This is a genomic window from Salinisphaera aquimarina, assembly GCF_042643355.1.
Classification (GTDB): domain Bacteria; phylum Pseudomonadota; class Gammaproteobacteria; order Nevskiales; family Salinisphaeraceae; genus Salinisphaera; species Salinisphaera aquimarina.
Genome location: NZ_JBHRSS010000006.1, coordinates 234,962 through 258,316, shown reverse-complemented (window position 1 = coordinate 258,316; position 23,355 = coordinate 234,962). Strand labels below are relative to the sequence as shown.

The 23,355-nt window shown below is 64.4% G+C and carries 20 protein-coding genes; 4 read left to right on the top strand and 16 right to left on the bottom strand.

All coding sequences use genetic code 11. The features are described from left to right. Positions 1-67: 67 nt before the first annotated feature. The 8 genes from purH to dsbD form a co-directional block, all read right to left on the bottom strand. The gene (gene purH / locus ACFOSU_RS13805; RefSeq protein WP_380690512.1) at positions 68-1,651 is read right to left on the bottom strand and encodes a bifunctional phosphoribosylaminoimidazolecarboxamide formyltransferase/IMP cyclohydrolase; all 1,584 of its coding nucleotides are present in this window, start codon (positions 1,649-1,651) and stop codon (positions 68-70) included. 72 nt (positions 1,652-1,723) lie between these two features. Next, the gene (gene fis, locus ACFOSU_RS13800; RefSeq protein WP_380690511.1) at positions 1,724-1,984 is read right to left on the bottom strand and encodes a DNA-binding transcriptional regulator Fis; all 261 of its coding nucleotides are present in this window, start codon (positions 1,982-1,984) and stop codon (positions 1,724-1,726) included. 89 nt (positions 1,985-2,073) lie between these two features. Next, complete coding sequence (gene prmA, locus ACFOSU_RS13795) at positions 2,074-2,976, bottom strand: 50S ribosomal protein L11 methyltransferase (protein ID WP_380690510.1); 903 nt, start codon at positions 2,974-2,976, stop codon at positions 2,074-2,076. Beyond that, positions 2,963-4,318 carry an acetyl-CoA carboxylase biotin carboxylase subunit gene (accC, locus tag ACFOSU_RS13790; RefSeq protein ID WP_380690509.1) on the bottom strand — a complete coding sequence of 452 codons (1,356 nt, stop codon included), beginning with the start codon at positions 4,316-4,318 and terminating at the stop codon, positions 2,963-2,965. Before accC ends, prmA begins: the two co-directional genes overlap by 14 nt. Continuing rightward, a complete protein-coding gene (accB, locus tag ACFOSU_RS13785; protein ID WP_380690508.1) occupies positions 4,318-4,773 on the bottom strand; it encodes an acetyl-CoA carboxylase biotin carboxyl carrier protein in 456 nt (151 codons plus the stop codon). Before accB ends, accC begins: the two co-directional genes overlap by 1 nt. Before the next feature lie 8 nt (positions 4,774-4,781). Further along, on the bottom strand, positions 4,782-5,237 hold the full coding sequence (aroQ, locus tag ACFOSU_RS13780) for a type II 3-dehydroquinate dehydratase (RefSeq protein ID WP_380690507.1): 456 nt from the start codon (positions 5,235-5,237) through the stop codon (positions 4,782-4,784). Positions 5,238-5,406: 169 nt separating this feature from the next. Beyond that, the gene (locus tag ACFOSU_RS13775) at positions 5,407-5,946 is read right to left on the bottom strand and encodes a TlpA family protein disulfide reductase (RefSeq protein WP_380690506.1); all 540 of its coding nucleotides are present in this window, start codon (positions 5,944-5,946) and stop codon (positions 5,407-5,409) included. Next, positions 5,943-7,787: a protein-disulfide reductase DsbD gene (dsbD, locus tag ACFOSU_RS13770; RefSeq protein WP_380690505.1), complete on the bottom strand. Its 1,845-nt coding sequence runs from the start codon at positions 7,785-7,787 to the stop codon at positions 5,943-5,945. Before dsbD ends, ACFOSU_RS13775 begins: the two co-directional genes overlap by 4 nt. A 489-nt stretch (positions 7,788-8,276) precedes the next feature. On the opposite strand from dsbD, the gene ACFOSU_RS13765 reads away from it, so the two are divergent. From ACFOSU_RS13765 to ACFOSU_RS13750, 4 genes are all read left to right on the top strand, one after another. Further along, positions 8,277-8,912, top strand: coding sequence for a peroxiredoxin (locus ACFOSU_RS13765; protein ID WP_380690504.1), 636 nt, complete (start codon positions 8,277-8,279; stop codon positions 8,910-8,912). Positions 8,913-9,024: 112 nt separating this feature from the next. Next, positions 9,025-10,719, top strand: coding sequence for a dihydroxy-acid dehydratase (gene ilvD, locus ACFOSU_RS13760; protein ID WP_380690503.1), 1,695 nt, complete (start codon positions 9,025-9,027; stop codon positions 10,717-10,719). Between the two features lie 442 nt (positions 10,720-11,161). Next, positions 11,162-13,453 carry a TonB-dependent receptor gene (locus ACFOSU_RS13755; RefSeq protein WP_380690502.1) on the top strand — a complete coding sequence of 764 codons (2,292 nt, stop codon included), beginning with the start codon at positions 11,162-11,164 and terminating at the stop codon, positions 13,451-13,453. A gap of 10 nt (positions 13,454-13,463) precedes the next feature. After that, on the top strand, positions 13,464-14,144 hold the full coding sequence (locus tag ACFOSU_RS13750; protein ID WP_380690501.1) for a Fe2+-dependent dioxygenase: 681 nt from the start codon (positions 13,464-13,466) through the stop codon (positions 14,142-14,144). 381 nt (positions 14,145-14,525) lie between these two features. Here ACFOSU_RS13750 and ACFOSU_RS13745 read toward each other — a convergent pair whose 3' ends face one another. The 8 genes from ACFOSU_RS13745 to ACFOSU_RS13710 form a co-directional block, all read right to left on the bottom strand. Then, positions 14,526-17,036, bottom strand: coding sequence for a PepSY domain-containing protein (locus tag ACFOSU_RS13745; RefSeq protein WP_380690500.1), 2,511 nt, complete (start codon positions 17,034-17,036; stop codon positions 14,526-14,528). Between the two features lie 597 nt (positions 17,037-17,633). Then, the gene (locus ACFOSU_RS13740; RefSeq protein WP_380690499.1) at positions 17,634-18,767 is read right to left on the bottom strand and encodes a carbohydrate porin; all 1,134 of its coding nucleotides are present in this window, start codon (positions 18,765-18,767) and stop codon (positions 17,634-17,636) included. A 197-nt stretch (positions 18,768-18,964) separates the two neighbouring features. Beyond that, positions 18,965-19,495: an iron transporter gene (locus tag ACFOSU_RS13735; protein WP_380690498.1), complete on the bottom strand. Its 531-nt coding sequence runs from the start codon at positions 19,493-19,495 to the stop codon at positions 18,965-18,967. Positions 19,496-19,682: 187 nt separating this feature from the next. Next, positions 19,683-21,146, bottom strand: a complete 1,464-nt coding sequence (locus ACFOSU_RS13730; RefSeq protein ID WP_380690497.1) for a 4Fe-4S binding protein — start codon at positions 21,144-21,146, stop codon at positions 19,683-19,685. Between the two features lie 28 nt (positions 21,147-21,174). Further along, complete coding sequence (locus ACFOSU_RS13725) at positions 21,175-22,011, bottom strand: FTR1 family iron permease (protein ID WP_380690496.1); 837 nt, start codon at positions 22,009-22,011, stop codon at positions 21,175-21,177. Positions 22,012-22,053: 42 nt separating this feature from the next. Next, the gene (locus tag ACFOSU_RS13720) at positions 22,054-22,395 is read right to left on the bottom strand and encodes a cupredoxin domain-containing protein (RefSeq protein WP_380690495.1); all 342 of its coding nucleotides are present in this window, start codon (positions 22,393-22,395) and stop codon (positions 22,054-22,056) included. Between the two features lie 191 nt (positions 22,396-22,586). Next, entirely contained in the window at positions 22,587-23,060 is a 474-nt protein-coding gene (locus tag ACFOSU_RS13715) for a hypothetical protein (RefSeq protein WP_380690494.1), read from the bottom strand. Between the two features lie 3 nt (positions 23,061-23,063). Further along, positions 23,064-23,333 carry a DUF883 family protein gene (locus ACFOSU_RS13710; RefSeq protein ID WP_380690493.1) on the bottom strand — a complete coding sequence of 90 codons (270 nt, stop codon included), beginning with the start codon at positions 23,331-23,333 and terminating at the stop codon, positions 23,064-23,066. Positions 23,334-23,355: the final 22 nt, after the last annotated feature.

Sequence of the window (23,355 nt, the reverse complement as noted above, 5' to 3'; positions counted from 1 at the left end):
TTCAAAAAACGCGCTGCCCCGATAATCAGCTTCCCGGCGCTGACAACGCTCGGGCCGGCCACTCCTGTCAGTGCCGAAAATGCCGCAGGCCGGTGAATAGCATGGCAATGCCCGCTTCATCCGCGGCGGCGATCACCTCGTCGTCACGAATCGAGCCGCCGGGCTGAATCACTGCCCGTATGCCGGCTTTCGCCGCCGCATCGAGACCGTCCCGGAACGGGAAGAATGCGTCGGATGCCATCACCGAGCCGGCCACTTCCAGACCGGCATCGTTGGCCTTGAGTCCGGCGATACGGGCGGAGTCGACCCGGCTCATCTGACCGGCGCCGATGCCGATGGTGGCACCGGCGCGGGCATAGACGATGGCATTCGACTTCACGAACTTGGCCACCCGCCAGGCAAACATCAGATCCTGCAGCTGGGTGCCGTCCGGGGTAGCCTGGGTGACGACCTGCAGCTTGTCGTTGTCGATGAGTAGGTCGTCGTCTTCCTGCACCAGCAGGCCGCCGGCGATCTGTTTCATGGTCAGGACAGGAGCGCTCTGACGGGCCGTGTCACCGGTGGTGATCACGCGCAGATTCTTCTTTTTGGCGAACACGGCGAGTGCCGCGTCGTCGATATACGGGGCCAGGATCACTTCCGCGAACTGGTTGGCCACGATCTGCTCGGCAGTGGCGGCGTCCAGGGTCTGATTGAACGCGAGGATGCCGCCAAACGCCGATGTCGTGTCAGTGGCGAACGCCCGTTGATACGCGCTTTTGAGATCGGGCGCGACCGCGACGCCGCAGGGATTGGCGTGCTTGACGATCACACAGGCCGGTGCCTGGTCAAATGCGCGCACGCAGGCCAGCGCCGCGTCGGCATCGGCGAGGTTGTTGTAGGACAGCTCCTTGCCCTGACAGACCCGGGCATCGACGAGGCTGCCGGCGACCGGCTGTGCGCTGGCATACAGGGCCGCGCGCTGATGCGGATTCTCGCCGTAGCGCAGCGACTGGCGCTTGTGAAAGGCCGGCACCAACCGAGCCGGCAGTTCGTCGGATGGCGCGGGTTCGACAGTCTCGGCGCTCAGGTAGTCGGCGATCGCGCGGTCGTAGGCCGCGGTATGGGCAAAACCCTTGGCGGCAAGACGTCGGCGCGTGGCCTCGGTGGTCGCATTGTCGTGGGCGGCCAGGTCCGCGAGCACCGCCGCGTAGTCCGCGCTGTCCACGACCAGGGTCACATGGGCGTGGTTCTTGGCGGCCGCGCGCAGCATGGCCGGGCCCCCGATATCGATGGTCTCGATCGCCTGCTCACGGCTGCAATCGGGTTGCGCGACGGTCTGCTCGAAGGGGTAGAGATTGACCACCACGAGATCGATCGGTGCGATGCCCTGTTCGGCCATCACCGCGTCGTCGGTGCCGCGCCGGCCGAGAATGCCGCCGTGGATCTTCGGATGCAGGGTCTTGACGCGCCCGTCCATGATCTCCGGCGCGCCGGTATGTTCGGCCACATCGATGACCGCCACGCCGGCGTCGCGCAGCGCCCGTGCCGTGCCTCCGGTGGACAGGATCTCTACCTCATGATCCTGTGCCAGCGTGCGGGCGAAGTCGGCTACGCCGGTCTTGTCTGAGACGCTGATCAGGGCGCGGCGGATCGGGGCAGGAGTGTTCACGGCGTCGATGCTTCCGGTTGAAATAAAAACACCCGCGGCGCGGGTGGTAGGAATCGTCTGTTGGGGCGGCGGTCAGCCGTCCAGGTCATAGCAGCGCAGTTTCTTGCGCAGCGTGCCGCGGTTGATGCCGAGCATGGCCGCGGCCTTGGACTGGTTGCCGCGGCTGTAGTCGAGCACCCGTTCGAGCAGCGGTTTCTCGACCTGTTCGAGCACCATGCGGTAAAGATCGCAGGGCGGCGCGCAGCCGTTGAGTGAGTCGAAATAGCGATCGAGACTGGCCCCGACATAATGACTGAGCGGCTGGGCGTCGGCGTCGGGATCGATCTGCGTCATTCGTACCGGAGGCGCGCGTGGGAACGAGGAGCCGGAAACTATAACGATATTCGCCGCCGAGAGAAAGACGACTTTTGGTCAGCCTGTCCTCAGACGGACTGCCGTCGGGCGTCCAGGCGGATCCAGTCATCCTGGCTGGCCCCCGGACCGAAGTCGAAAGTGCGCACATAGGCGTTTTTCACGGCATCGATCTGGCGACTCAGCAGGCCCGACAGCACCAGCGGCGCATCCGCCGCGGCGTGTGCGCTCAGGGTGGGCGCGAGTGCGATCAGGGGTTTGGCGAGGATGTTGGCGATCACGATATCGAATGTCTGCGCCGTGATGGCGTCCATCGCCGGCGTGAAAACAATCGTGTCGACGCCATTGCGCTGGGCGTTCTCGCGGGTCGCGCGCAGGGCCTGATCGTCGATATCCACGGCGGTGACCGAAGCCGCGCCCAGACGCGCCGCGGCGATCGACAGAATACCCGACCCGCAGCCGTAGTCGAGCACATGGCGGCCGGTCAGATCGGCCGCCGCCAGCCATTCGAGGCACAGCGCGGTGGTCGGATGGGTGCCGGTGCCAAAGGCCAGCCCCGGGTCGAGTCGAACCACGATGGCGTCGTCATCGGCATCGACCGGCGCGTTGTGCGGCGCAATCCACAGGCGCTGTCCGAAGCGTAGCGGCGGGTGCTGGGCCAGCCAGGCGCTGGCCCAGTCCTCGTTCTCCAGGGTGGCGACCGCAATCTCGGCGGCGTCGCCGAGCGCGTCGCGCAGTGCCGATTCGATCGGCGCCGCGGACGTGCCCTGGCGGAACAGGCCCACGATGCGCGAGGCTTCGAAGTCCGGATGCTCGTGGGGCGCATTCTCGACCGCCATTTCACTGCCGACGTCGAGCACGGTGACCGCTTCGGCATCGAACTGCTCGAACACCGCCTCGGCGAGCGCGGCGCGCGCACTGGTGACCGTGATCTGCAGCCAGCTGATCGGCGATTGAGCGTCAGCCGCGGGCATTTTCTTCGCGCAGCTTCTTCTCAAGGAAATGGATCGACACCCCGCCTTCGATATGGGCCGGGTCGTGGATGATGCGCTTGTGCAGTTCGATATTGGTGTTGATGCCCTCGATCACCATTTCCGATAGCGCCATGTCCAGCCGCGCGCGGGCCGCATCGCGGGTGTCGCCGTGGGCGATGAGTTTGCCGACCAGGGAATCGTAGTAGGGCGGCACGCTATAGCCGGCATAGATATGCGAATCCATGCGGATCCCGGGCCCGCCCGGGGCGTGGTAGGCCGTGATCTTGCCCGGCGACGGCACGAAGGTCTCGGGGTGTTCGGCGTTGACGCGGCATTCGATCGCATGTCCGCGTATCACGATATCTTCCTGCTTGTAGCGCAGTTCGTGGCCCGCGGCGATGCGCAGCTGTTCGGCGACCAGATCGACACCGGTGATCATTTCGGTGACCGGGTGCTCGACCTGGATACGCGTATTCATTTCGATGAAATGGAATTCGCCGTTCTCGTACAGGAACTCGAAGGTGCCGGCGCCGCGATAGCCGATGCGCTTGCAGGCATCGGTGCACAGCTTGCCGATGTGGGCGCGCTGCTCCTCGGTGATGCCGGGGGCCGGGGCCTCCTCGATCACCTTCTGATGGCGACGCTGCGGCGAGCAGTCGCGCTCGCCCAGGTGAATCGCATTGCCGTGAGTGTCGGCCAGCACCTGGACCTCGATATGCCGCGGCAGTTCGAGATACTTCTCCATGTAGACGGCCGGGTTGCCGAAAAAGCTCGCGGCCTCGCGCCGGGCCATGTCGATGGCGCCGGCCAGCGCCTTGGCTTCATAGACCACGTGCATGCCGCGCCCGCCGCCGCCGCCGGACGCCTTGATGATGACCGGGAAACCGATTTTCTGAGCCAGCTTGCGGTTGGCGGTATCGTCGGCGGTCAGCGGCGCGCCCGAGCCGGGTACGCAGGGCACACCGGCCTCGAGCATTTCCTGGATCGCCGAGGTCTTGTCGCCCATGAGGCGAATCGTCTCCGCCTTCGGGCCGATGAACACGAAGCCGGACTGTTCCACGCTCTCGGCGAAATCGGCGTTCTCGGACAGAAATCCGTAGCCGGGATGGATGGCGGTGGCCCCGGCCACTTCGGCGGTGCTCATCAGCGCCGCCATGTTGAGATAGCTCTTGCTGCTGTCCGCCGGGCCGATGCACACGGCCTCCTCGGCGAGCAGCACGTGCTTTTGTTCACGGTCTGCGGTCGAGTAGGCGGCCACGACCGGGATATCGAGTTCCCGACAGGCGCGCAGGATACGCAGTGCGATTTCGCCGCGATTGGCGATCAGTACCTTGCCCAACATCACTTCACCACGAAAAGTGGCTGATCGAATTCGACCGGCTGGCCATTCTCGACCAGCACGGCGGTCACTTCGCCGGAGACTTCGGCCTCGATCTGGTTGAGCATCTTCATGGCTTCGATGATGCACAGCGTATCGCTGGGTCCGACCTTGTCACCGACTTCCACGAATGCCTTGGCATCCGGCGACGGCGCGCGGTAGAACGTGCCCACCATCGGCGAGCGCACGATCTGGCCGTCCGGCGTGTCGTCCTTGGCTTCGGCCGGCGCGGGCGCGCTCTCGGCAGGGGCGGGTGCCGGGGGCGCGGCCTGCTGGGGCTGCTGCGGCATGGCGGCGACGCTGCCCGGCGCGGGATAGCGGCCGATGCGTACCGACTCCTCGCCTTCGGTGATTTCGAGCTCGGCGATACCCGAGTCTTCGACCAGCTCGATCAGCTTCTTGAGTTTGCGAATATCCATGATGTGTTCTAGTTCTCCCGCGTGGCGTCGGTGGCGCGCTGCATGGCTGCATTCAGGGCCATGACATAGCCCTGCGCGCCGAAACCGGTGATGGTGCCGATGGCGATATCGGCGAAATACGAGTGCTGGCGAAACGCTTCGCGCTTCGCGATGTTGGACAGATGAACTTCGATGAAAGAAAGTTCCACGCCGAGCAGCGCATCACGCAGCGCGACGCTGGTGTGGGTGAAGGCAGCGGGATTGATCAGCGCGCAGGCGACGTCTTCATCGCGCGCGGCATGAATGCGATCAATCAGTTCGGCTTCGCTGTTGGACTGGAAGCAGCTCAGCCGATGGCCGGCCTGCTCGGCGATCTGCTGCAGGCGGGCCTCGATGTCGGCCAGCGTGTCACGGCCATACACCTGGGGTTCCCGGTGGCCGAGAAGATTCAGGTTGGGTCCGTTGAGAAGCAGAAAATGCGCCACGTCGCAGTCCTTGCGTTGTGATGGCGCAAAGTCTGCCCCATGCCGGGGCGGGTTACAACCGGAAAATATCGACTTTCGCGTCCGTTCGCTGCCGTATTGTGGATAATTCGCCGACGTTCAGGCCAGAAAATAGCCGCGCGAAGCGCTCTGGCAGGCCTATGGGCAGCGGTCAGTTGCTCGGCTCGGTCGACTCGAGCAACGGCTTGATCCGATTGGCGAGCTGGGTATCGGTCAGCGCGCCGGCGATGCGGGCCCGGATTCGGCCGCTGCGATCGATGATCGCGGTATAGGGTAGAACGCCGGCCGGCGTGCCTTTGCGGGTGTACTGGTCCTGGACCCGGGCGCCCTCGGTGGCATCGGCTAGCACCGGGTAATTGATGTGATAACGGTCGGCGAAAGCAGTCGCCGCGCCGCGCGTGTCGATGGCCACGCCAATGATCTGCAGACCTCGCGGGCCCCATTTGTCCTGTGCGGCGACCAGCATCGGGATTTCCTCGCGGCAGGGCCCGCACCAGCTGGCCCAGAAATTGAGTACGATCACCCGACCATCGAAATCGCCGATCGCGCGGGGTGTGCCGGCCAGATCCGGCAGGGTGAAGGCCGGACGCACAGGCGTGGCCGGCGCCGCAAACCGGTAGGCGCCGACCGCGCCGGCGGCAACAATTGCCAGCAGGGTGATGCCGGCGATTACGCGCGTCGATCGCTTCATGGTGAGGAGGCCCGCTGGATATGGCGCATGAGTTCGGCGGTGCTCATGGTGCCGACCAGGCGCTGATCGGCGGCTTCGCGACCATCCGGACGGTAGAACAGCATCGTGGGCGGACCGAACACGTTCAGTTCGCGCAGCAGCGCGCGATCTGCCGCGTCGTAATCGGTGACATCGACCTGTAGCGCGGTGACCTTGCCGAGCGCGGCCCGTACCTGTGGATCGGCGAATACGGTGTGCTCCAGCTGCACGCATTCGACGCACCAGTCGGCATAGAAATCCACCACCGCCGGCTGGCCGGCACGGGCAGCGGCCGCCAGCGCGGCCGTCAATGCGTCCTTGTTCTGAATACGCCTGAAAGGGCTGGCGATGTTGTCGCCGGCCGGCGTCGTGGCGTTGCCGGCGCCTGTCTGGATGAACGGGCGCAGTGGTTGCAGCGGGTTGCCGGCCCCGGCGGCCGCACCGATGAGCATGAGCACACCCCAGGCCAGAACAAGCAGGGCGGCGGCCCGCGTCAGCCACGCGCGTGGACCGGTGGCGCGCGACATGCCGTCAATAGCGCCAAGCTGGACGCCATACGCCGTCAACAGCGCCGCCCACATCGCTAGCGCCACCGGGCCCGGCAGGATGCGCGCCAGCAGCCAGATCGCCACCCCGAGCAGGATCACGCCGAACAGATGCTTGATCCGGTTCATCCAGGCGCCGGCACGCGGCAGCACGCTCGCGCCGACCGTACCCAGTGCGATCAGCGGCAGGCCCATGCCGAGCCCGAGCGCGAACAGGGCCACGCCGCCGAGCAGAGCATTGCCGCTGGCGCCGATATACAACAGCGCACCCGCCAGCGGCGGCGCCAGACAGGGCCCGACCACCAGCGCGGAAACAAAACCCATGATCGCGGCGCCGGCGACGTCGCCCCGGCGGCTACTGCCGATATCGTTGAGGCGCGTTTGCCAGGACGATGGCAGCTGGAGTTCGTAGAACCCGAACATGGAAAAGGCCAAGGCTACGAACACCAGGGCGAACGGCACCAGGGTCCAGGGCGACTGCACCAGTGCCTGGAGGTTGGCGCCGAACAGGCCCGCCAGTACGCCAAAGACGGTATACGCCAGGGCCATGGCCAGCACGTAGGCGCTGGAGAGCATGAAGCCGCGCGCCGCGCTCGTGCGCTCGCCGCTGCCGACCACGATCCCGGAAAGAATCGGGATCATCGGCAGTACACAGGGCGTGAAGGCCAGCAGTATGCCCAGGCCCAGAAACGACAGCACGACCCAGAACAGGCTGGCGTTATCGAGCACGCCGGCGATACGATCCTGCTCGGAGATGAAACCGGATGCGGCGCTGTCAGCTTCTCCGGCCGGAGCGGGCTGCACGCGGTTTTCCTCATTCGCCGTCGGTGCCGCCGCGGCAGGGATTTCGAGCGTCTTGGTCTGCGGCGGATAACATAGGCCGGCATCGGCACAGCCTTGATAGGTCACGGTGAGGGCCGGCGGAAGTTGGGACACGTCCGCAATCGGTATATCGACCGTCAATTCGTCGCGATAGGTCTCGACTTCACCGAAGAACTCGTCGCTGTGCTTGTCGCCCGCCGGAATCCGGGCACTGCCGAGCCCCGCATTGTTGTCCGGTTCGAAGCGCAGCGCGTGGCGGTAGAGATAGTAGCTGTCCGCGATCTTCCAGGTGACCGACAGAGTATCGCCGCTGCGCTGCAGCGACGGCTGAAAGGCCTGGTCCACCGGCAGAAAATCGGTGTCCTGCGCCCATGCCGACGTGCTCGCCGCGATCGCTGCCATGAGAACAAGCAGGCCGGCGGTCAGGCGCGTGAGATTAGGCGTGCGTTTGCTCATGATCGAAGTCTCGGATTCTGGGGCCAGCCGGCGCCACGTTCACCGCGCCTGGCAGGTAGGCACACGCAGGTAGCCATCATCTCGATGCTCGGGCTGATTACGCCCGTTCGCTTCCCGGGCGGCTGTCATTGATACTCGTGTCTACATGCCGTGACTGCGCGCTATTGAACCAGACCGCTCAGCAATGCGAAAGCGGGGGCGCTCTGGGGATTGTGGTTGTCCGATCAATACGATGCGCCGGAGCTTGCGCCGCGTCATCACGAGTTGATCACGCGCGCAGCGGCCGGATTGCGGGCGCCGGGTCTGGCTCGATGCCGGCCGACGACTATCCCGGACCATAGGCGGCCAAGGCTCTCGGGCCCTCTCGCGCCACGGCGCCTCTTGTGTATACAGGCGCGGCGCCCCATGCATAAGTTGATAATGCATGGGTATTTAGAACGTTCAAAGGCGGCTGTTATAGTCGCGCAACGAACCGAACAGGAGCACAACATGGGTCTAAGACTAGGCGACGACGCGCCGGATTTCAGCGCCGATACCACGGAAGGCAAGATCGATTTTCATGATTGGCTGGGCGACAGCTGGGGCGTGCTGTTTTCGCACCCGGCGGATTTCACCCCGGTGTGCACCACCGAACTGGGCGAAACCGGCCGTCTCAAGGACGAGTTCGCCAAGCGCAACACGAAAGTGATCGTGGTGTCGGTGGACTCGGTGGAGGACCACAAGCGCTGGTCGGCGGATATCGAGGAAACCCAGGGCTGCGCGGTGAACTTCCCGATCATCGGCGACACGGATCGCAAGGTCGCCGAACTCTACGACATGATTCACCCCAATGCGGGTGATACGTCGACGGTGCGCAGCGTGTTCGTGATCGACCCGAACAAGAAGGTGCGCATGACGCTGACCTACCCGAAGAGCGCGGGCCGCAACTTCCGCGAAATCCTGCGGGTGATCGACTCCATGCAGTTGACCGACAACTACAAGGTCACCACCCCGGCCAACTGGGAAGACGGCGACGACGTGATCGTGTCGCCGGCGCTGTCCAATGAAGAGGCCGAGAAGCTGTTCCCGGCCGGCTGGAACGAGCTCAAGCCCTATCTTCGCATGACCAAGCAGCCGAACAAGTAGTTCGGGCGCTTGCTTCGACGCAAAGGCGCGGTCCCGCGGGACCGCGCCTTTTTTGTGCGCCATGCACACAAAACGGCATACTATCGGCCCTTTCATCAGCGAGTATCCGACCATGGCCGAGGAACAGCCGCTCAAGCGCCGCAGTCAAATCGTCACCCAGGGCACGGCCCGTGCCCCCAATCGCGCCATGCTGCGCGCGATGGGCTATACCGACGCCGATTTCGACAAGCCCATCGTAGGCGTGGCCAACGGCTACTCGACCATTACCCCCTGCAACATCGGCCTGAACGGCCTCGCCGAGCGCACCATCGCGGCGCTTGAATCCGGCGGCGCCAAATCGCAGATGTTCGGCACCGTGACCGTCTCCGACGGCATCTCCATGGGCACGCCCGGGATGAAGTATTCGCTGGTCTCGCGCGAGGTCATCGCCGACACCATCGAGACCGCCGTGCAGGGCGAGTCCATGGATGGCGTGGTCGCCATCGGCGGCTGCGACAAGAACATGCCCGGTGCCATGATCGGCATCGCGCGCATGAACGTGCCCGCCATCTTCGTCTACGGCGGCACCATCAAGCCCGGTCATCTCGACGGCGAAGATCTGACCATCGTGTCCGCCTTCGAGGCCGTGGGTCAGCGTATCGCCGGCACCATCGACGATGCGCGCGTGCACAGCGTCGAGTGCAATGCCTGTCCGGGCGCGGGCTCCTGCGGCGGCATGTACACCGCCAACACCATGTCCAGTGCGATCGAGGCCATGGGCCTGTCGCTGCCGTATTCCTCGACCATGGCCGCCGAGGATGCCGAGAAAGCCGACAGCGCCGCGAAATCCGCCGAGGTGCTGATTACCGCGATCGAGAAGGGCATCAAGCCCCGTGATCTGCTCACCTTCAAGGCCTTCGAGAACGCGATCGCACTGATCATGGCTGTGGGCGGTTCCACCAACGCGGTGCTGCATCTGCTGGCGATCGCGCATGCGGCCGAAGTCGATCTGACCATCGACGACTTCGAGCGCATCCGTGCCAAGGTGCCGGTGTTCTGCGATCTCAAGCCCTCCGGCCGATTTGTTGTAACGGAGCTGCACAAGGCCGGCGGCATTCCGCTGGTCATGAAGATGCTGCTCAAGGCCGGCCTGCTGCACGGCGACTGCCTGACCATCACCGGCGAGACCATCGCCGAAGTGCTGGCCGATGTGCCCGATGCGCCCCCGGCCGGCCAGGGCGTGATCTGGCCGTTCGACCAGCCGCTCTACGAGACCGGCCATCTGGCCATTCTCAAGGGCAATCTGGCCGAAGAGGGCGCGGTCGCCAAGATCACCGGTCTCAAGAATCCGGCGATCACCGGCCCCGCCCGCGTGTTCGACTCGGAGGAAGAAGCCATGGCCGCGATTGTCGACGAACGTGTCGGTGCCGGCGATGTAGTGGTCATTCGCTATGAAGGCCCCAAGGGCGGGCCCGGCATGCGCGAGATGCTGTCGCCCACCTCGGCGATCGTGGGCCGTGGCCTGAGTGAAAAGGTCGGCCTGATCACGGACGGCCGTTTTTCCGGCGGCACCTACGGCATGGTCGTCGGTCACGTCGCGCCGGAGGCCGCGGTCGGCGGCGCGATCGGCCTGATCGAGGAAGGTGACACGATCACCATCGACGCGCACAAGCGGCTGCTGCAGCTGGAAGTGGACGATGCCGTGCTGGCCAAGCGGCGTGCCGCCTGGAAGCCGAAGCCACCCAATGCCACCCGCGGAGTGCTCGCCAAATATGCACGCCTGGTCGGTACGGCCTCCAAGGGCGCGGTGACCGACCAACCGGACTAGTCGCCGCGGACTTCGCCGGGAAACAAGAAGGCCACGCTCATGCGTGGCCTTTTTTGTGGGCGACACCGGGGTATGGGATGGCCACGTGCACATCAACGCGTCAGCCAGAAATGTGATCGGACGCTTACCGGCTACGCGTGCGGTACAGCGATCAGGGATCGGATGTGTCGCCCATTTCGGCCGTGATAGCCAGCCATTATCGGGGCAGGCGCTTGGGAAAAGGGCGGCGCGACGAAGCGGTGTGCGACGAGGTTTGCTTTTTTCTGATTCATGAATAAGAATAAGAATGATTCGTAATTAGATATCGAAGCATTGGGTCCACTCCAGTCGACCGGGAGCCAGAGGTCGGCACGCAGATGGAAGGGGACGCTTTTTAAAACCGGGCAGGTCGGGGGCGCCGAATGGGACGTTCGCTGCCGGGCTGCTTCAACTGGGGGACATCATGAAATTCAAACGTACGGCGTTAACCGCTGCCATTCTTTCGGCCTACTCGTTGCCGGGCGTGGGTCGCGCGCAGCCCGCCGAGAGCGACCAGCCGGCGGCGCCCGCGCCCGACTCTGCGCTCATGCAGCTGTTGCCGATCGACGTGGAAGGCGCCGGTATCGCCGGTTACAAGGATGAGGCGCTGCAGTCGCCGAAATTCACCGCGCCGTTGCGCGATACGCCGCAATCGGTGACCGTTATTTCCGAACAAGTGCTGCGCGATACCGCCGCGACTTCGCTGGAAGATGCGGTGAGCCGCGTGCCGGGCATTACTTTTCTTGCCGGTGAAGGCGGCCAGCCGATTGCCGATCGGCCCGTGATTCGCGGTTTCAACTCCACGTCCAACCTGTTCGTCGATGGTGTTCGCGATCTCGGCGATCAGACCCGTGACGTCTTCGACGTGGAGTCGGTCGAGGTCATCAAGGGGGCGGACTCGGTCTACGCCGGCCGTGGCTCGGGTGGCGGCAGTATCAACCTGGTGACCAAGACCGCCCGGGTCGATGATTTCTCCCAGGCCACGTTCACCGTCGGTACGGCAGACAAGTTTCGTGGCACGGTGGATCAGAACTGGCAACTTGGCGATGATGCGGGCTTTCGTATCGGCGTGCTCGGCGAGAACAGCGGCGTGGCCGGGCGCAACGACGCGGTCGAATACGACAAGTTCGGCATCTCGCCGTCGCTGACCTTCGGCGTGGGCGCGGCAAGCCGCGTCACGCTGGATTACTACCACCTCACCGACAAGGGCACGCCGGATTACAGCATTCCCTACGATCAGGCCACCGGGCTGCCCGCGACCGAGACGCTGGGGGTCGACCGCGACAACTTCTACGGTCTGATCAACCGCGATTTTCGCGAAACCAAGACCGATATCGGCACCGTGATTATCGATCACGAGTTCAACGACAGTCTGCGCCTGCGCAATGTGTCGCGGGTGGGGCGCTCCAGCAACGATTATGTGGTGACCAATCCCGACGATTCGCGCGGTAATGTCGCCAATGGCTTTGTCTATCGCTCGACCAAGCAGCGCTCGAGCCAGACCGACACGTTTGCCAATCAGCTCGATCTGTCCGGTGATTTCGATACCGGCCGCTTCGGACACCGCTTCGATGTCGGCCTGGAACTCAGCCGGGAAAAACGCCGCTCGGACAGCTATGACGTCACCAGCGCAGCGGCCGCCTTCGGCTCGGACTGCAGCAGTGGCGAAGTCGATCCGGCCACCGGTCTGACTTTCGGCCAGCTCCTGCGCAACAACGGCGACTGCACGAGCCTCTACGATCCCGAACCCTATGACGACTGGCAGGGCACGAAATCGCGCAGCAACGACCCGACCTACTACCAGACCGACGTGGCCGCGCTTTACGGGTTCGATACGGTCGAGCTCAGCGAGCACTGGCTGGCCAGTGCCGGACTGCGCCTGGATCATTATGAAACCGAGGCCGATACACCGTCCGATCCGGATTCGAATGTCGACGCCAGTGACAGCTTCGTCAACTATCAGCTGGGTCTGGTGTACAAGCCGCGGTCTAACGGGTCCATCTATATTTCGCACGGCACCAGTACCACGCCGGCGCCGCTGGCAGGCAACGACACCGATGCACCGGCCGGCGCGAGCACCGGTCGCGGCGGATTTTCGCCCGACAACACCAAGCTCAAGCCCGAGGAGACCACGAGCTACGAAATCGGCACGAAGTGGGCGTTGTTCGACGAGCGTCTGTTGCTGACCGCCGCCGTGTTCCATCTCAAACGCGACAATGCCTATATCCAGGTCGGCGCGGGTGATCAGGATTTCGGCTATGCCGGCGAGACGCGTGTGCGTGGTTTCGAACTGGGCCTGTCGGGGCGAATCACCGATCGCTGGCAGGTGTTCGGAGGGTACTCGTATCTGGATTCGGAGCTGGTCGAAGGCGGTTATGAAAGTGTGGCGGAAGGCAGGCAGCTACCCAACGTACCCGAGCACAGCGCTACCTTGTTCACGGACTACGCGCTCACGCCGACCGTGAAGATCGGCGGCGGGGCGATCTATGTCGACGAAGTGTTCGGCAGTGTCACCGCCGAGCCCGCCAAGCGGGTGCCCGATTACTGGCGTTTCGATGCCAATGCCGCCTGGCAGGTGTCGGAGTCCACTCGATTGCGTCTGAACGTGCTCAATCTGACCGACGAAACCTATTACACGCGCGCTTACGCCGCGCATTACGCGGCGCTCGGCCCGGGTCGACAGGTGCTGTTGTCGGCCGATCTGTTCTTCGATTAGGGCCATTGCAATGCTGATCACCATTCCCGACGTCCTTGGCCCGCAGCAGCTGGCGGATTGCCGTGCCCGGCTGGAAGCCGCCGACTGGGTGGATGGCAATGTCACCTCCGGGCACCAGTCGGCCCGGGCCAAGAACAACCAGCAGATTCCCGAGGAAAGCGCCGTCGCCCGAGAGGTCGGCGGCGCGATCATGGAGGCCTTGTCCCGGCATCCGGTGTTCATGTCAGCGGCCCTGCCGCAGCACGTGTTTCCACCGCTGTTCAACCGCTACGGGGCCGGCCATCGCTTCGGCGCGCATGTCGACAACTCGATCCGGCAGCATCGGCAGAGCGGTGCGCGTATCCGGACCGATCTGTCCGCAACCCTGTTCTTTGCCGGGCCGGACGAATACGACGGCGGCGAGCTGGTGATCGAGGACAATTTCGGCACCCAGCGGGTGAAACTGCCCGCCGGGCATCTCGTGTTGTATCCGGCCAGCAGTCTGCACCATGTGACCGAGGTCACGCGGGGCCGCCGCATGGGCGCGTTCTTCTGGATCCAGAGCATGATTCGCGACGATGGCCAGCGGCGTATTCTCTGGGGTATGGACCAGTCGATCCAGGCGCTGACACAGGCGGTGCCGGATCATCCCGCGTTGATCAGCCTGACCGGCTCCTACCACAATCTGCTGCGCCGCTGGGCCGACGTCTAGCCCGCCGCGCGGGCGATGACCACCCGGGTGCGGCTTCGCACCCGGGTGGTCTCGTGTCCGGCGATCGGCGAAGCCAGGCCCTTTGCGGGTCGGCGACTACCACAGGTCGTGGCTGGCGTCCGTGATGTGGTCGCCCAGTCGCGAGCCTTCGTTTGCGCTGATACGGCGAGCTCGATCGACAGACCAGAGCTGGCAGGCGTGTGGGTTTCCACGACGCAGGCTCCTAGCGGTCGGTCACCTCAGTTCGCGACATCAGTTTCGAGTGGTTATTACGCCGGGCGAGACGCGGCGCCTCGACGTGGCCTCGGACAGGGCGAGGCGTTGCAGTGCCGTCTGGTGCAAAAGCCGAATTGGTGACGCGGTTCTGCAACTAGCAGAATGCTAGTAAACATCGAGTCGAATACGCTGACCGATGTTGAGCGTCTCGAAGACCTCGGCACCGAGGATCTCGCGCAATGTCGCGATCACCGCGGGCGCCATGGAATCATGACTGCCGCAAATGAAGACACCCGCGTCGCGCGCCATCCAGTCGCGCACGCGCTCGCCGTGCTCGGCGAGCGCGTGCTGGACATAACGGCCGTCGTCGACGTCGCGAGAGAAGGCGAGGTCCAGATGGCAGATCTGGCCGGCTTCGTGCCATGCCCGGATTTCATCCTGGAAATAGAAGTCGTGCGCGCGCTGGCGTTCGCCGAAGATCAGCCAGTTGTCATGATGACCGTCGGCGATCCGCGCCTGCAGATGCGCGCGCAGCCCCGCCATGCCCGAACCGTTGCCGATGAACAGCGCCGGCGCGGCGACGCGTTGTGCATCGGTGTGGAACGCCGGATTCGCGCGAAGACGCATATCGATCTGCTCGCCTGCGCGCGCCTGTTCGATCAGCCAGCCCGAGGCAATGCCGGTTCGGTCGCCGTCGCGGGCCAGGCGGACCAGCAGCTCCACGCCCTGTCCGCGGTCGATATTGGCTATCGAATAGTCGCGCGCGGCAAGGTCGGGAAGGCCTACGGCCCAGCTCCGGATCGTTTGACCGCAAAGATCGACCCGTGTGGGCAGCTGCTTGTGGGCGAGCGCTGCGCGCAGTTCATGGACATCGCTGTCGATTTTGTGGGTGCTCAGCCAGGCAGCCAGTGCCGGATCGCCGTGACGTGGACGGATCTCGGCGATATCGCCGGCCTGCCAAGCCCGGGATGGCGCGCCGGCGCATTCGAGACGCAGCCAGGCCATGGGCGCGCCGACGCCGTCCGGATTGAGTATCTGTCGCTCGACCAGCGTCCAGCGCGAGAATCCGGGGTCAGCGTCGGTGAGCGCCGCCCCGAACGACTGCGACAGCACGGCGTGCCAGCGATCCAGGGCGGCCGCGTCGCCCTTGTCGACTTCTATCGGGGCCAGCAAGGTACGTGCCCCGCGTTCACGCAGGCCGCGGTCGAGCCGCTGGCCGAACGCACAGTACGTCGGCCCATAGTCGCTATCGCCGAGTGCGAGCAGCACGTATTCCAGATGCGCCAGCTGCGGGGCGCCCGGTTTGCCGAGTTGATGGTCGAATCGGCGTGCAGCGACCGGCGCGTCGCCTTCGCCGTAGGTGCTGACGATGAACAGTGCCTTGTCGTGAGCGGCCAGACACGCCACGCCCAACTCGGCCAGCCCGGCCAGACGCACGGCTCGGCCACCTTTTTGCAGCGCGTCGGCCGTGCGCACCGCGATCCGATGAGACAGGCCGCTCTGGCTTGCATAGGCCACCAGGATGGCGCCGTCCTGCGGGCCGGATCGAGTGGGCGCGGCGTGCGATGCCGGCACTCGGCGTTTCATGCGTCGACGGCGCAGATAGAGCAGCCAGCCGGTCACGAAGAACACCGGCATGCACAGCGAGGCCAGCATCATGAACACGATCCCCGGCAGGCCGAAGAAGGCGCCCATATGCAGGGCATAAACGCTTTCCAGCAGCTTGTCGCCGGCCGATCGGTCGCGATAGGGCGCTGCCGCGAGCAGGGCCCCGGTAGCCGGGTTCACGCTGAGCTCGTCGTTGGCATATCTATGCGGGGCGTCGGCAGCGACGAAATGGACCGCAACCGGTTGGCCGGGTCCGCGCGGCAGCCGCACGGACACCGTTTGGGCATCGGTGACCCGGGGTGCGATGGTGCTCCAGACGCGATCCAGATCGAGCGGCGCGTGGGCCGAATCCAGCGCCACTGCGTCGCCGCGACTGCCGGAGGCGAACAGGGCACGCGCACCGTCGCGGTACCAGTCGAACGACCACCAGAGCCCGGTGAGTGACGCAAGCAGATAGGCAAGCAGTGCCCACACACCGAGCACGGCATGCCACTCGCCAGCGAGCTTGCCGCCCAGTGCTCGCGGCCACAGCCATCGCCAGCGGCGGCGCGGACGTCTTTGCCATCGCACATACAAGCCGGTCAGACAGAGCACGACAAGCGTGAGCGTGGATACACCGACGAGCCACTTGCCGGTCGCGCCGGCGGCCAGGCGCTGGTGAAGCTGGCGGATGAAAGAGAATGTCGTTTCCCCGCGAATATCGCCGATCGGCTGGGCGGTCGCGGGATTGAGCGCGATCCGTTCTCCGTGGCGACCGGTCGTCTGCGGGGTGCGATAGCCAACAACCACCGGATAGGGGCGATCGTTACGCCAGAACATGCTGGATATGGTCTGCTCAGGGTGGGCGGCCGCGTAGTGCTGGATTATTGCAGGCGGTGGCAGCGGTTCGCCTGCCTGCTGGATCTGGGCCGTGATGTCGGCATTAATCCAATCCAGTATTTCCTGCTGGAACGACATCAGCGCGCCGGTCACGGCCACGACGACGAGGATCGCACCGGCCGTGATGCCCAGAATCCAGTGCAACTGGAACATCACGTTGAACTCGCGCAGGCGCGCCGCGAGTCTCATGGGGCTACCACGACGAGCGTCGAGGTGGTGCAGCCGGGTTGGCGTGCGCCGTGTTGACTGTTCTGGCAGAACGCCGCGTGCCGGCGGCCAGCGCGTCGGGCGTGGCAGTCATCCGGTGTTCGATTCCGCGGGTCGAGGGGCGCGCGACATCGACATGGATTGGCGACGTCGATCGCATGCGAAAGAAGAATCGGACAATTCAATTCAGCGGCTCCCCCTGCCAGAAGAGGTAAATCTAACTGATAATGATTCGCATTTCAATGATGTTCATGGAGGGAAACACATGTGCTGGTTGTGCCACAGGAGGTCTCCCGGCAATGATCCAGGACGCGGCAGCCCATCGGATCACGCGCAGCTTCTCCGGCATTTCGCGAGTGCCCGATAATCCAGTCAGCGTGTCACGAAAAACCGTCAAGGCAGGGTCGGCGCCGTGACCGGCGAGGCGCGGTGGCCGCCATCCCATGGACAGCGTTCTGCCAACCGGGGGCTTATCGAGGACGATTCAGGTGAGTAGATCGAGGTCCGGCCGGCGTGGAAATGCCGGGTCGCGTCCGGGCGAGGGCCCCGGGCGCGTGGACCTGTGATGATTTTTCGCTTCTAGAACTCGACGCCGGCACGCAGGCCGGCGACCAGTACGTCATCCAGGGCCGGGTCGAAGCCGCTGTTGTTCACGTACTGGATGTCGGGCGAGAGATAGAGTTCTTCGGCGACCTTGAAACGCGCATAGATCTCGGCCTGCTCGATCGAGTCCGAGGGCTCCGGGCGTTCATCGGATACGCCGATACGCGATATGCCGGCCCCGAGGGTGACGTCGTCGAACTCGCGTGAATAGGCCAGCGCCAGGAAATTCGCGGCTTCGGAGATACGGTCGTTGGCGATGCCGGCCCAGGCGACCCACTGTCCCGCGCCGACGTCGCCGCCGACGGTCGTGTAGGCACCGTAGCTGTCGCGATCGTCGTCGTTGGGATGGGTCAACGACGCATGATCGCGACCGTTGTGCCAGACGCCGACATCGCCATACAGATCGGCTACATGCCAGTCGAGTTCGGCCGCGGAGAAATCGCCCTTGCCGCTCTCACCCACGTCGAACACGTTGCCGTAGGTGGGATCGTCCTCGTCTTCCAGGCCGCCGCTGCTGCCGACGAATACCTGATAGCCCAGGTGTTCGGAGAGTGCGGCGCGATAGTCCGCGCCGAGCACGAACGTCGGATAGTCGATGGCAGGATTGTTGACGAACGACGTGCCCAGGAACTGGCTGTATTCGTCGTCGGCGATTTCGTTGGCGTCGAGCAGGCCGCTGGAATCGATCAGGCCGACCGTCAGCTCGCCGGGGCCGACGGCCAGATTGTAGTAGATCTGGGTCGCGGCGATGCGCCCGTCGCCGTGGGTGTCCAGTGTCTCCCCGACGGTGTCGTTCACTTCCCCGTAGACGCTGGTCACCCCGTTGTTGCGCGGCGTGGTGCCGGCGCGGACCTCGATATTGAACGTCCCCGGCCCGATTGCATGCGAGCCGAACAGATACAGCTGCGCGTTGGCTTCGTTGTCGACGGTCTGGCCGGCGACGCGATCCTGGCTGGTGTCCTGATAGGTGCCGATGAGCGCACCCGAGATCGCCGCCTTCGAATCCTCGACCACCTCTTGGCCGCCGGTCTGGGCCTCCACCCCTTGCTGGGCATGGGCTGCGCCCGCCGCAAGCAGCAGTCCGAGTACGGACACGTATTTTCTGTGCATGAGATTCCCCAAATCACGATGAGCCCGACTGTCCGGCGCCTGTCGAGGTCGCCGGCCGCGTTTCCCTGACGCGTCTTGCTGGCGCATTTCCCTAACGCGTTTCATGTCGATACATCGTGACTGTAGCGGGTCTGCCGCGCACAGTACATGGCCTCGCTGCGTGCGGATTGCACACAGCGGGCGGGAAGGGCAATCGCTCAGTAGCCGCCTTTCTTGCCGACGCCGACGTAGGCGAATTCCCAGGACACGGTCATCGGTTTCCACCAGGCCGGGACACCGGTCTCCTTGTCCGTGTGGCGGGCGAAACCGGCGTAGGGCGGCGGCAGGATCTTGTACGACACGCGATACTTGCCGGGCCCGTCGAATTTGACGTTGGCGCCGTAGTGGGCGCCGTCATTGGCGACCATCGGCATGAATTCGCCAAAGGTTTCCCAGTCGCTGTCGACCTTGGTGATGTGATAGCTCACGGTCAGATAGGGGATCCAGTCGCCGGGGTAGAAGCCGTGCGGCTCGTCCTTGTCGGCGTGGATGTCGGCTTCGATATGGGCGTCGTACTGGTCGTCCATGCCGGGCATCATCGGCGTCATGTGCACCGGCTGCAGATAAACGGCGGCGATGATCAGGTCGTTTTTCTGGATCGGTTTGCCGATCGAGTGCTCGGCGGCCAGCGCGGGCATGCTGGCCAGCGCGATCATGCCTGCAATACAACTCAACGTGGTCTTGTTCATCGTGGTCTCCCTTTTGAAATACGACTTATTCGCATTGATTGTCTGAAAAATAACCGATGCTCGAATCAGCGGCCGGCCTCGTTCGATGGATGTGTTCTGCCCGGCGTGATGGCTTGAGTTCTGCCCGACTGGACGCGTCGATGATCGGCTGCAGGCCGTTGCGCGGGCTGGTCGAGCGGGCATCGTGCTAGAGGCCGAAAATCGCCGGCCACCAGGCCAGCCCGATCACCATCACGCCCGCTGCGGTCGGCAGCATGACCAGCCATCGGCGCGGGCCGGCGAGGCCCTGGACGCCGACCAGGCGATGGCTCAGCTGCAGACTCCACAACAGACTCACGGCAAAGCCGACGATCTTGATGCCAGCCACCGCCGACGGTGGAATACCGGCGGTTGCCATGGCGTCGAACAGTTTGCCGCCCAAGCCTATGACCAGCGAAACCATGGCCACCGGCATGTAGGCATAGGCCTGCTCCAGCATGCGCGCGCGTCGGTTCGTCGTGCCGGCGAACCAGGCCGACAGGGCGCCGCCGATCCAGGAGAACAGTCCGAGGATCGCGGTAAGGGCCACGGCACAGCCCATCATGAAGCCCACGATCATGAAGAAGTCGAGCCAGGTAAAGACTTCGCGTGCCTCGGGGTGCACCGACATGAGCCACGCCGGACCGGGGCTGCCGATCCAGTACCAGCCCTGATTGATCGCCCAGGTGCCCAGCGTCTGCCTGAGCAGCTGATATTGCGGCAGCACCAGCCACAGGAAGCCGCCCAGCGACAGGCCGGTGGCCAGGAACAGGAACCAGATTTCAGCGGTGTTCGGATTGTGCTGGCGAATTTGCTCGACTTCCACGCCGGGGCGCCGGAATATCAGCTGTAGGCCGCCGCGCGCCTTCGGATTCACGCAGCGGAAACACTCGATGCAGTGCCGCGACTCGGCCTTGCGGTTGATGTCGATCATGGTCGGGCAGATGCCCTTTTCGGTATAGCGCTCGCCACCGGAGCGCGGTAGCTTGGGCCGGAACTGCACGGCGCCGATGCGCGAGAACACGCCGAGCATCAACCCGATCGGGCACATGTGGCGACACCAGGCACGCTTGCTGCGGCCGGGGCCGTAGACGAATCCGAGCAGGATCGCGAACACGAAGGTCGCGCCGAAGATCTCCGCGATGCCCAGCGCATGATCGCGCGCGCCCACGGTCTGTGCGAGCACCGTGATCACGATGAAACTGACGATCGGCGTGCCTTCCCAGCGTACCCAGCGCGGTACCGGACGCTTGAACCCGACCCGGTTGGCCCATTCCGAGCAGGCCCCGAGTGGGCAGAGCACGCCGCACCAGCTGCGGCCCGAGAACACGACCGACACGAACACCAGCGGGAACCACAGCCCCCAGATCATGAAATTGGCGAACAGCGTGAAGTTGTTCCAGAAACGGGCATTGTCCGCGGGCAGGGGGAGCAGCAGCGGTACGCTCATGAGAATGAGAAAGCCGAAGAACATGACCACATGCACCCAGCTGAGCAACCACTGGTGCGGCGCGATCCAGGACTCTATACGGCGGGCCCACGGGCCCTGTGGCTTGTATGTTTTCTGCGTGCCGCCCTGATTGATCTGGATCGGGATCCGCTGAAGACGGTCCTGTGCGCTGCTGATGCTCATGGCTGCCAATGCACCGGCGTTGAAGTGTTCAGGCGCTCGGGCTGGACGTGGCCGAACGGCGGGCGGGCGGACGGTTGACCACCAGCATTGCGCCGCCGATCGTAATCAGCGTACACAGATAGAACACGATCTGGATGCCCGACGGACGCGACGTATAGCCGATCAGCACGTGCAGTACGTTGCCGATCAGCGACTGGTCGCTGAGCAGCCAGGAGGTGTTCCATACCGCACTGCCGAGCGTCGGCAACAGGCCGGCCTGGGTCAGTACCGCCGCGGCCTGCGCCGACAATCCGGCGGCCAGGAGCAGGATCATCCAGCCGGTCACGCGGAACAACTGGCCCATGGGAATCCGAAGCAGCCCCCTGTAGAGCAGCACGCCAGTCAATGCGCCGGCCGCCAGCCCACCGGCGCCGCCCACCAGCATCCAAGTCCCCTGGCCGCCGCTGGCGAGAATGCCGTAGGTGAACAAGGCGACTTCGGAGCCTTCGCGCAGCACCGCCATCATGACCACGATCATCAGCACGGCGAGCGGTTTCTTGCCGCTGGCCACGTCACGCCCGGCCGCCGACATTTCGGCGGCGAGTTGCTTGCCGTGCTGACTCATCCAGATGTTGTGCCAGGCGAGCATGGCCACGGCAGTGAGCAGGATGCCGGCGTTGAGCAGTTCCTGCCCGCGGCCTTCGGCGGCCGTGGTGATCACGCCGGCGAAGGCGGCAACGACACAGGCACCGACAATACCCGCGAGCACGCCGGCCGATACCCAGAAGCCTCGGCCCCGAGCGCCCTTGGCCGCGGCCATGACGATCGATACCACCAGCGCGGCTTCGAGTACTTCACGAAAAACGATGATGGCGGTGGCCAGCATGGCGGGATCCTCGTTTATGGCGCGGTCGGGTGTGCCCGACCGCTACTCGACGATCAGTTCGCCGGTTACGCCCGGGTCGAACTCATTGAAGAAATGATAGGTGCCGGCATCCAGCGGCCCGATATACACCGGTAGTTCGGTGTGTCCAGGGATCACTTTTTCCGAGGGAAAATCCTGGCCTTCGAACTCTGCAGGCAGCGCGTTCTCGTTGCTGACAAGAAGCTTCACCCGTGTCGAGGCCGGAATCGTGATCTTCGTGGGAACGAACGCGTGCCCCTTGATCTGAATACGCATGTCCTCGGCGCCGGCCACGCCGGAAACCAGACCAGCAACGAGCGCGGCAAGCATGAACAGGCCGCGTCGGGCCGTACGGGAATGGATCATTGTGGCAGCTTGGAAAAGATGACGAACAGATCTTAACGCTAATCATTATCATTTGCGAGCTGCCGCGAAGCATTTGCACTACTGTCGGCCAACCACGGCGTCGCGCTCCGACTCGGAGCGTAAAAAAGCCGTCTCGGAAGACGGCTTCAATGTTCCTGGCGGACCCGATAGAGGCGGTTCCCCGAACGGCTTCAGTCGCGGTCGGAAAACTGCTGGAACGCCCGGATCGCCTTGCGGGTGAAGATCGGGCCCACCGCGCGCACCAGCGTCGATCGCAGGCGCGGGCTGGCGGTCAGTATCACGCCGGCAGAGAGGGCGCCGACAATCGCCATGCCGGTGTTGTGCTTCGCCCAGTCGGTGGCTCTGTCGCCGATCATCGGCCGCAGCTGATGTTCAAGCGCATTGTCAGGACTATCGCTTAATACGCTGTCACTGCTGCCTTTATTGGATCGTGACGCGACTAGGGCACACAATCCGAGGATCGCGACCACGGCGATCAGGCCACCGCCGGTGATGAGCGCCGCCTGCACCGGTGTGAGGCGATCGGCAAGTGCCATATAAGCGCCGGCTGCGCAGAACATGAGCCCCGCGAACACCATCCACATCGCCAGCCACATCAGGACGTTCAGCCCGAGTGCACTGACGATTTTAGCCTTGATACTCATGAACTAGCGGCCGAACAGCTTGCCCAGCAAAAGGCCGACGCCGAAAGCGGCGACCACGCTCACGAACGGACGGGCCTCGATTTCGCTGCCCAGATCCTGTTTGCGACGCAATGCTTCTTCGCGCAGCTCGCCGTATTTGTCGCGGGCCGAGTCCACGCCGGCCTGAGCGCGTTTTTCGCCTTCTGCCTTGTAGCTCTTGGCGAGCTCGGACAGATCGTTCTTGAGGCGCTCGATATCCTGCTTGAGCGCTTCGGTTTCTGCGGACTGACTCATTCGTATCTCCCTGCTTGATTAA

What these genes read in the sequence shown, in the direction of transcription:
- fis (WP_380690511.1), bottom strand. Translation starts at nt 1,984, where the DNA reads ATGACGCAGATCGATCCCGACGCCGACGCCCAGCCGCTCAGTCATTAT.
- prmA (WP_380690510.1), bottom strand. Translation starts at nt 2,976, where the DNA reads ATGCCCGCGGCTGACGCTCAATCGCCGATCAGCTGGCTGCAGATCACG.
- accC (WP_380690509.1), bottom strand. Translation starts at nt 4,318, where the DNA reads ATGTTGGGCAAGGTACTGATCGCCAATCGCGGCGAAATCGCACTGCGT.
- accB (WP_380690508.1), bottom strand. Translation starts at nt 4,773, where the DNA reads ATGGATATTCGCAAACTCAAGAAGCTGATCGAGCTGGTCGAAGACTCG.
- ACFOSU_RS13775 (WP_380690506.1), bottom strand. Translation starts at nt 5,946, where the DNA reads ATGAAGCGATCGACGCGCGTAATCGCCGGCATCACCCTGCTGGCAATT.
- dsbD (WP_380690505.1), bottom strand. Translation starts at nt 7,787, where the DNA reads ATGAGCAAACGCACGCCTAATCTCACGCGCCTGACCGCCGGCCTGCTT.
- ACFOSU_RS13765 (WP_380690504.1), top strand. Translation starts at nt 8,277, where the DNA reads ATGGGTCTAAGACTAGGCGACGACGCGCCGGATTTCAGCGCCGATACC.
- ilvD (WP_380690503.1), top strand. Translation starts at nt 9,025, where the DNA reads ATGGCCGAGGAACAGCCGCTCAAGCGCCGCAGTCAAATCGTCACCCAG.
- ACFOSU_RS13755 (WP_380690502.1), top strand. Translation starts at nt 11,162, where the DNA reads ATGAAATTCAAACGTACGGCGTTAACCGCTGCCATTCTTTCGGCCTAC.
- ACFOSU_RS13750 (WP_380690501.1), top strand. Translation starts at nt 13,464, where the DNA reads ATGCTGATCACCATTCCCGACGTCCTTGGCCCGCAGCAGCTGGCGGAT.
- ACFOSU_RS13745 (WP_380690500.1), bottom strand. Translation starts at nt 17,036, where the DNA reads ATGAGACTCGCGGCGCGCCTGCGCGAGTTCAACGTGATGTTCCAGTTG.
- ACFOSU_RS13740 (WP_380690499.1), bottom strand. Translation starts at nt 18,767, where the DNA reads ATGCACAGAAAATACGTGTCCGTACTCGGACTGCTGCTTGCGGCGGGC.
- ACFOSU_RS13735 (WP_380690498.1), bottom strand. Translation starts at nt 19,495, where the DNA reads ATGAACAAGACCACGTTGAGTTGTATTGCAGGCATGATCGCGCTGGCC.
- ACFOSU_RS13730 (WP_380690497.1), bottom strand. Translation starts at nt 21,146, where the DNA reads ATGAGCATCAGCAGCGCACAGGACCGTCTTCAGCGGATCCCGATCCAG.
- ACFOSU_RS13725 (WP_380690496.1), bottom strand. Translation starts at nt 22,011, where the DNA reads ATGCTGGCCACCGCCATCATCGTTTTTCGTGAAGTACTCGAAGCCGCG.
- ACFOSU_RS13720 (WP_380690495.1), bottom strand. Translation starts at nt 22,395, where the DNA reads ATGATCCATTCCCGTACGGCCCGACGCGGCCTGTTCATGCTTGCCGCG.
- ACFOSU_RS13715 (WP_380690494.1), bottom strand. Translation starts at nt 23,060, where the DNA reads ATGAGTATCAAGGCTAAAATCGTCAGTGCACTCGGGCTGAACGTCCTG.
- ACFOSU_RS13710 (WP_380690493.1), bottom strand. Translation starts at nt 23,333, where the DNA reads ATGAGTCAGTCCGCAGAAACCGAAGCGCTCAAGCAGGATATCGAGCGC.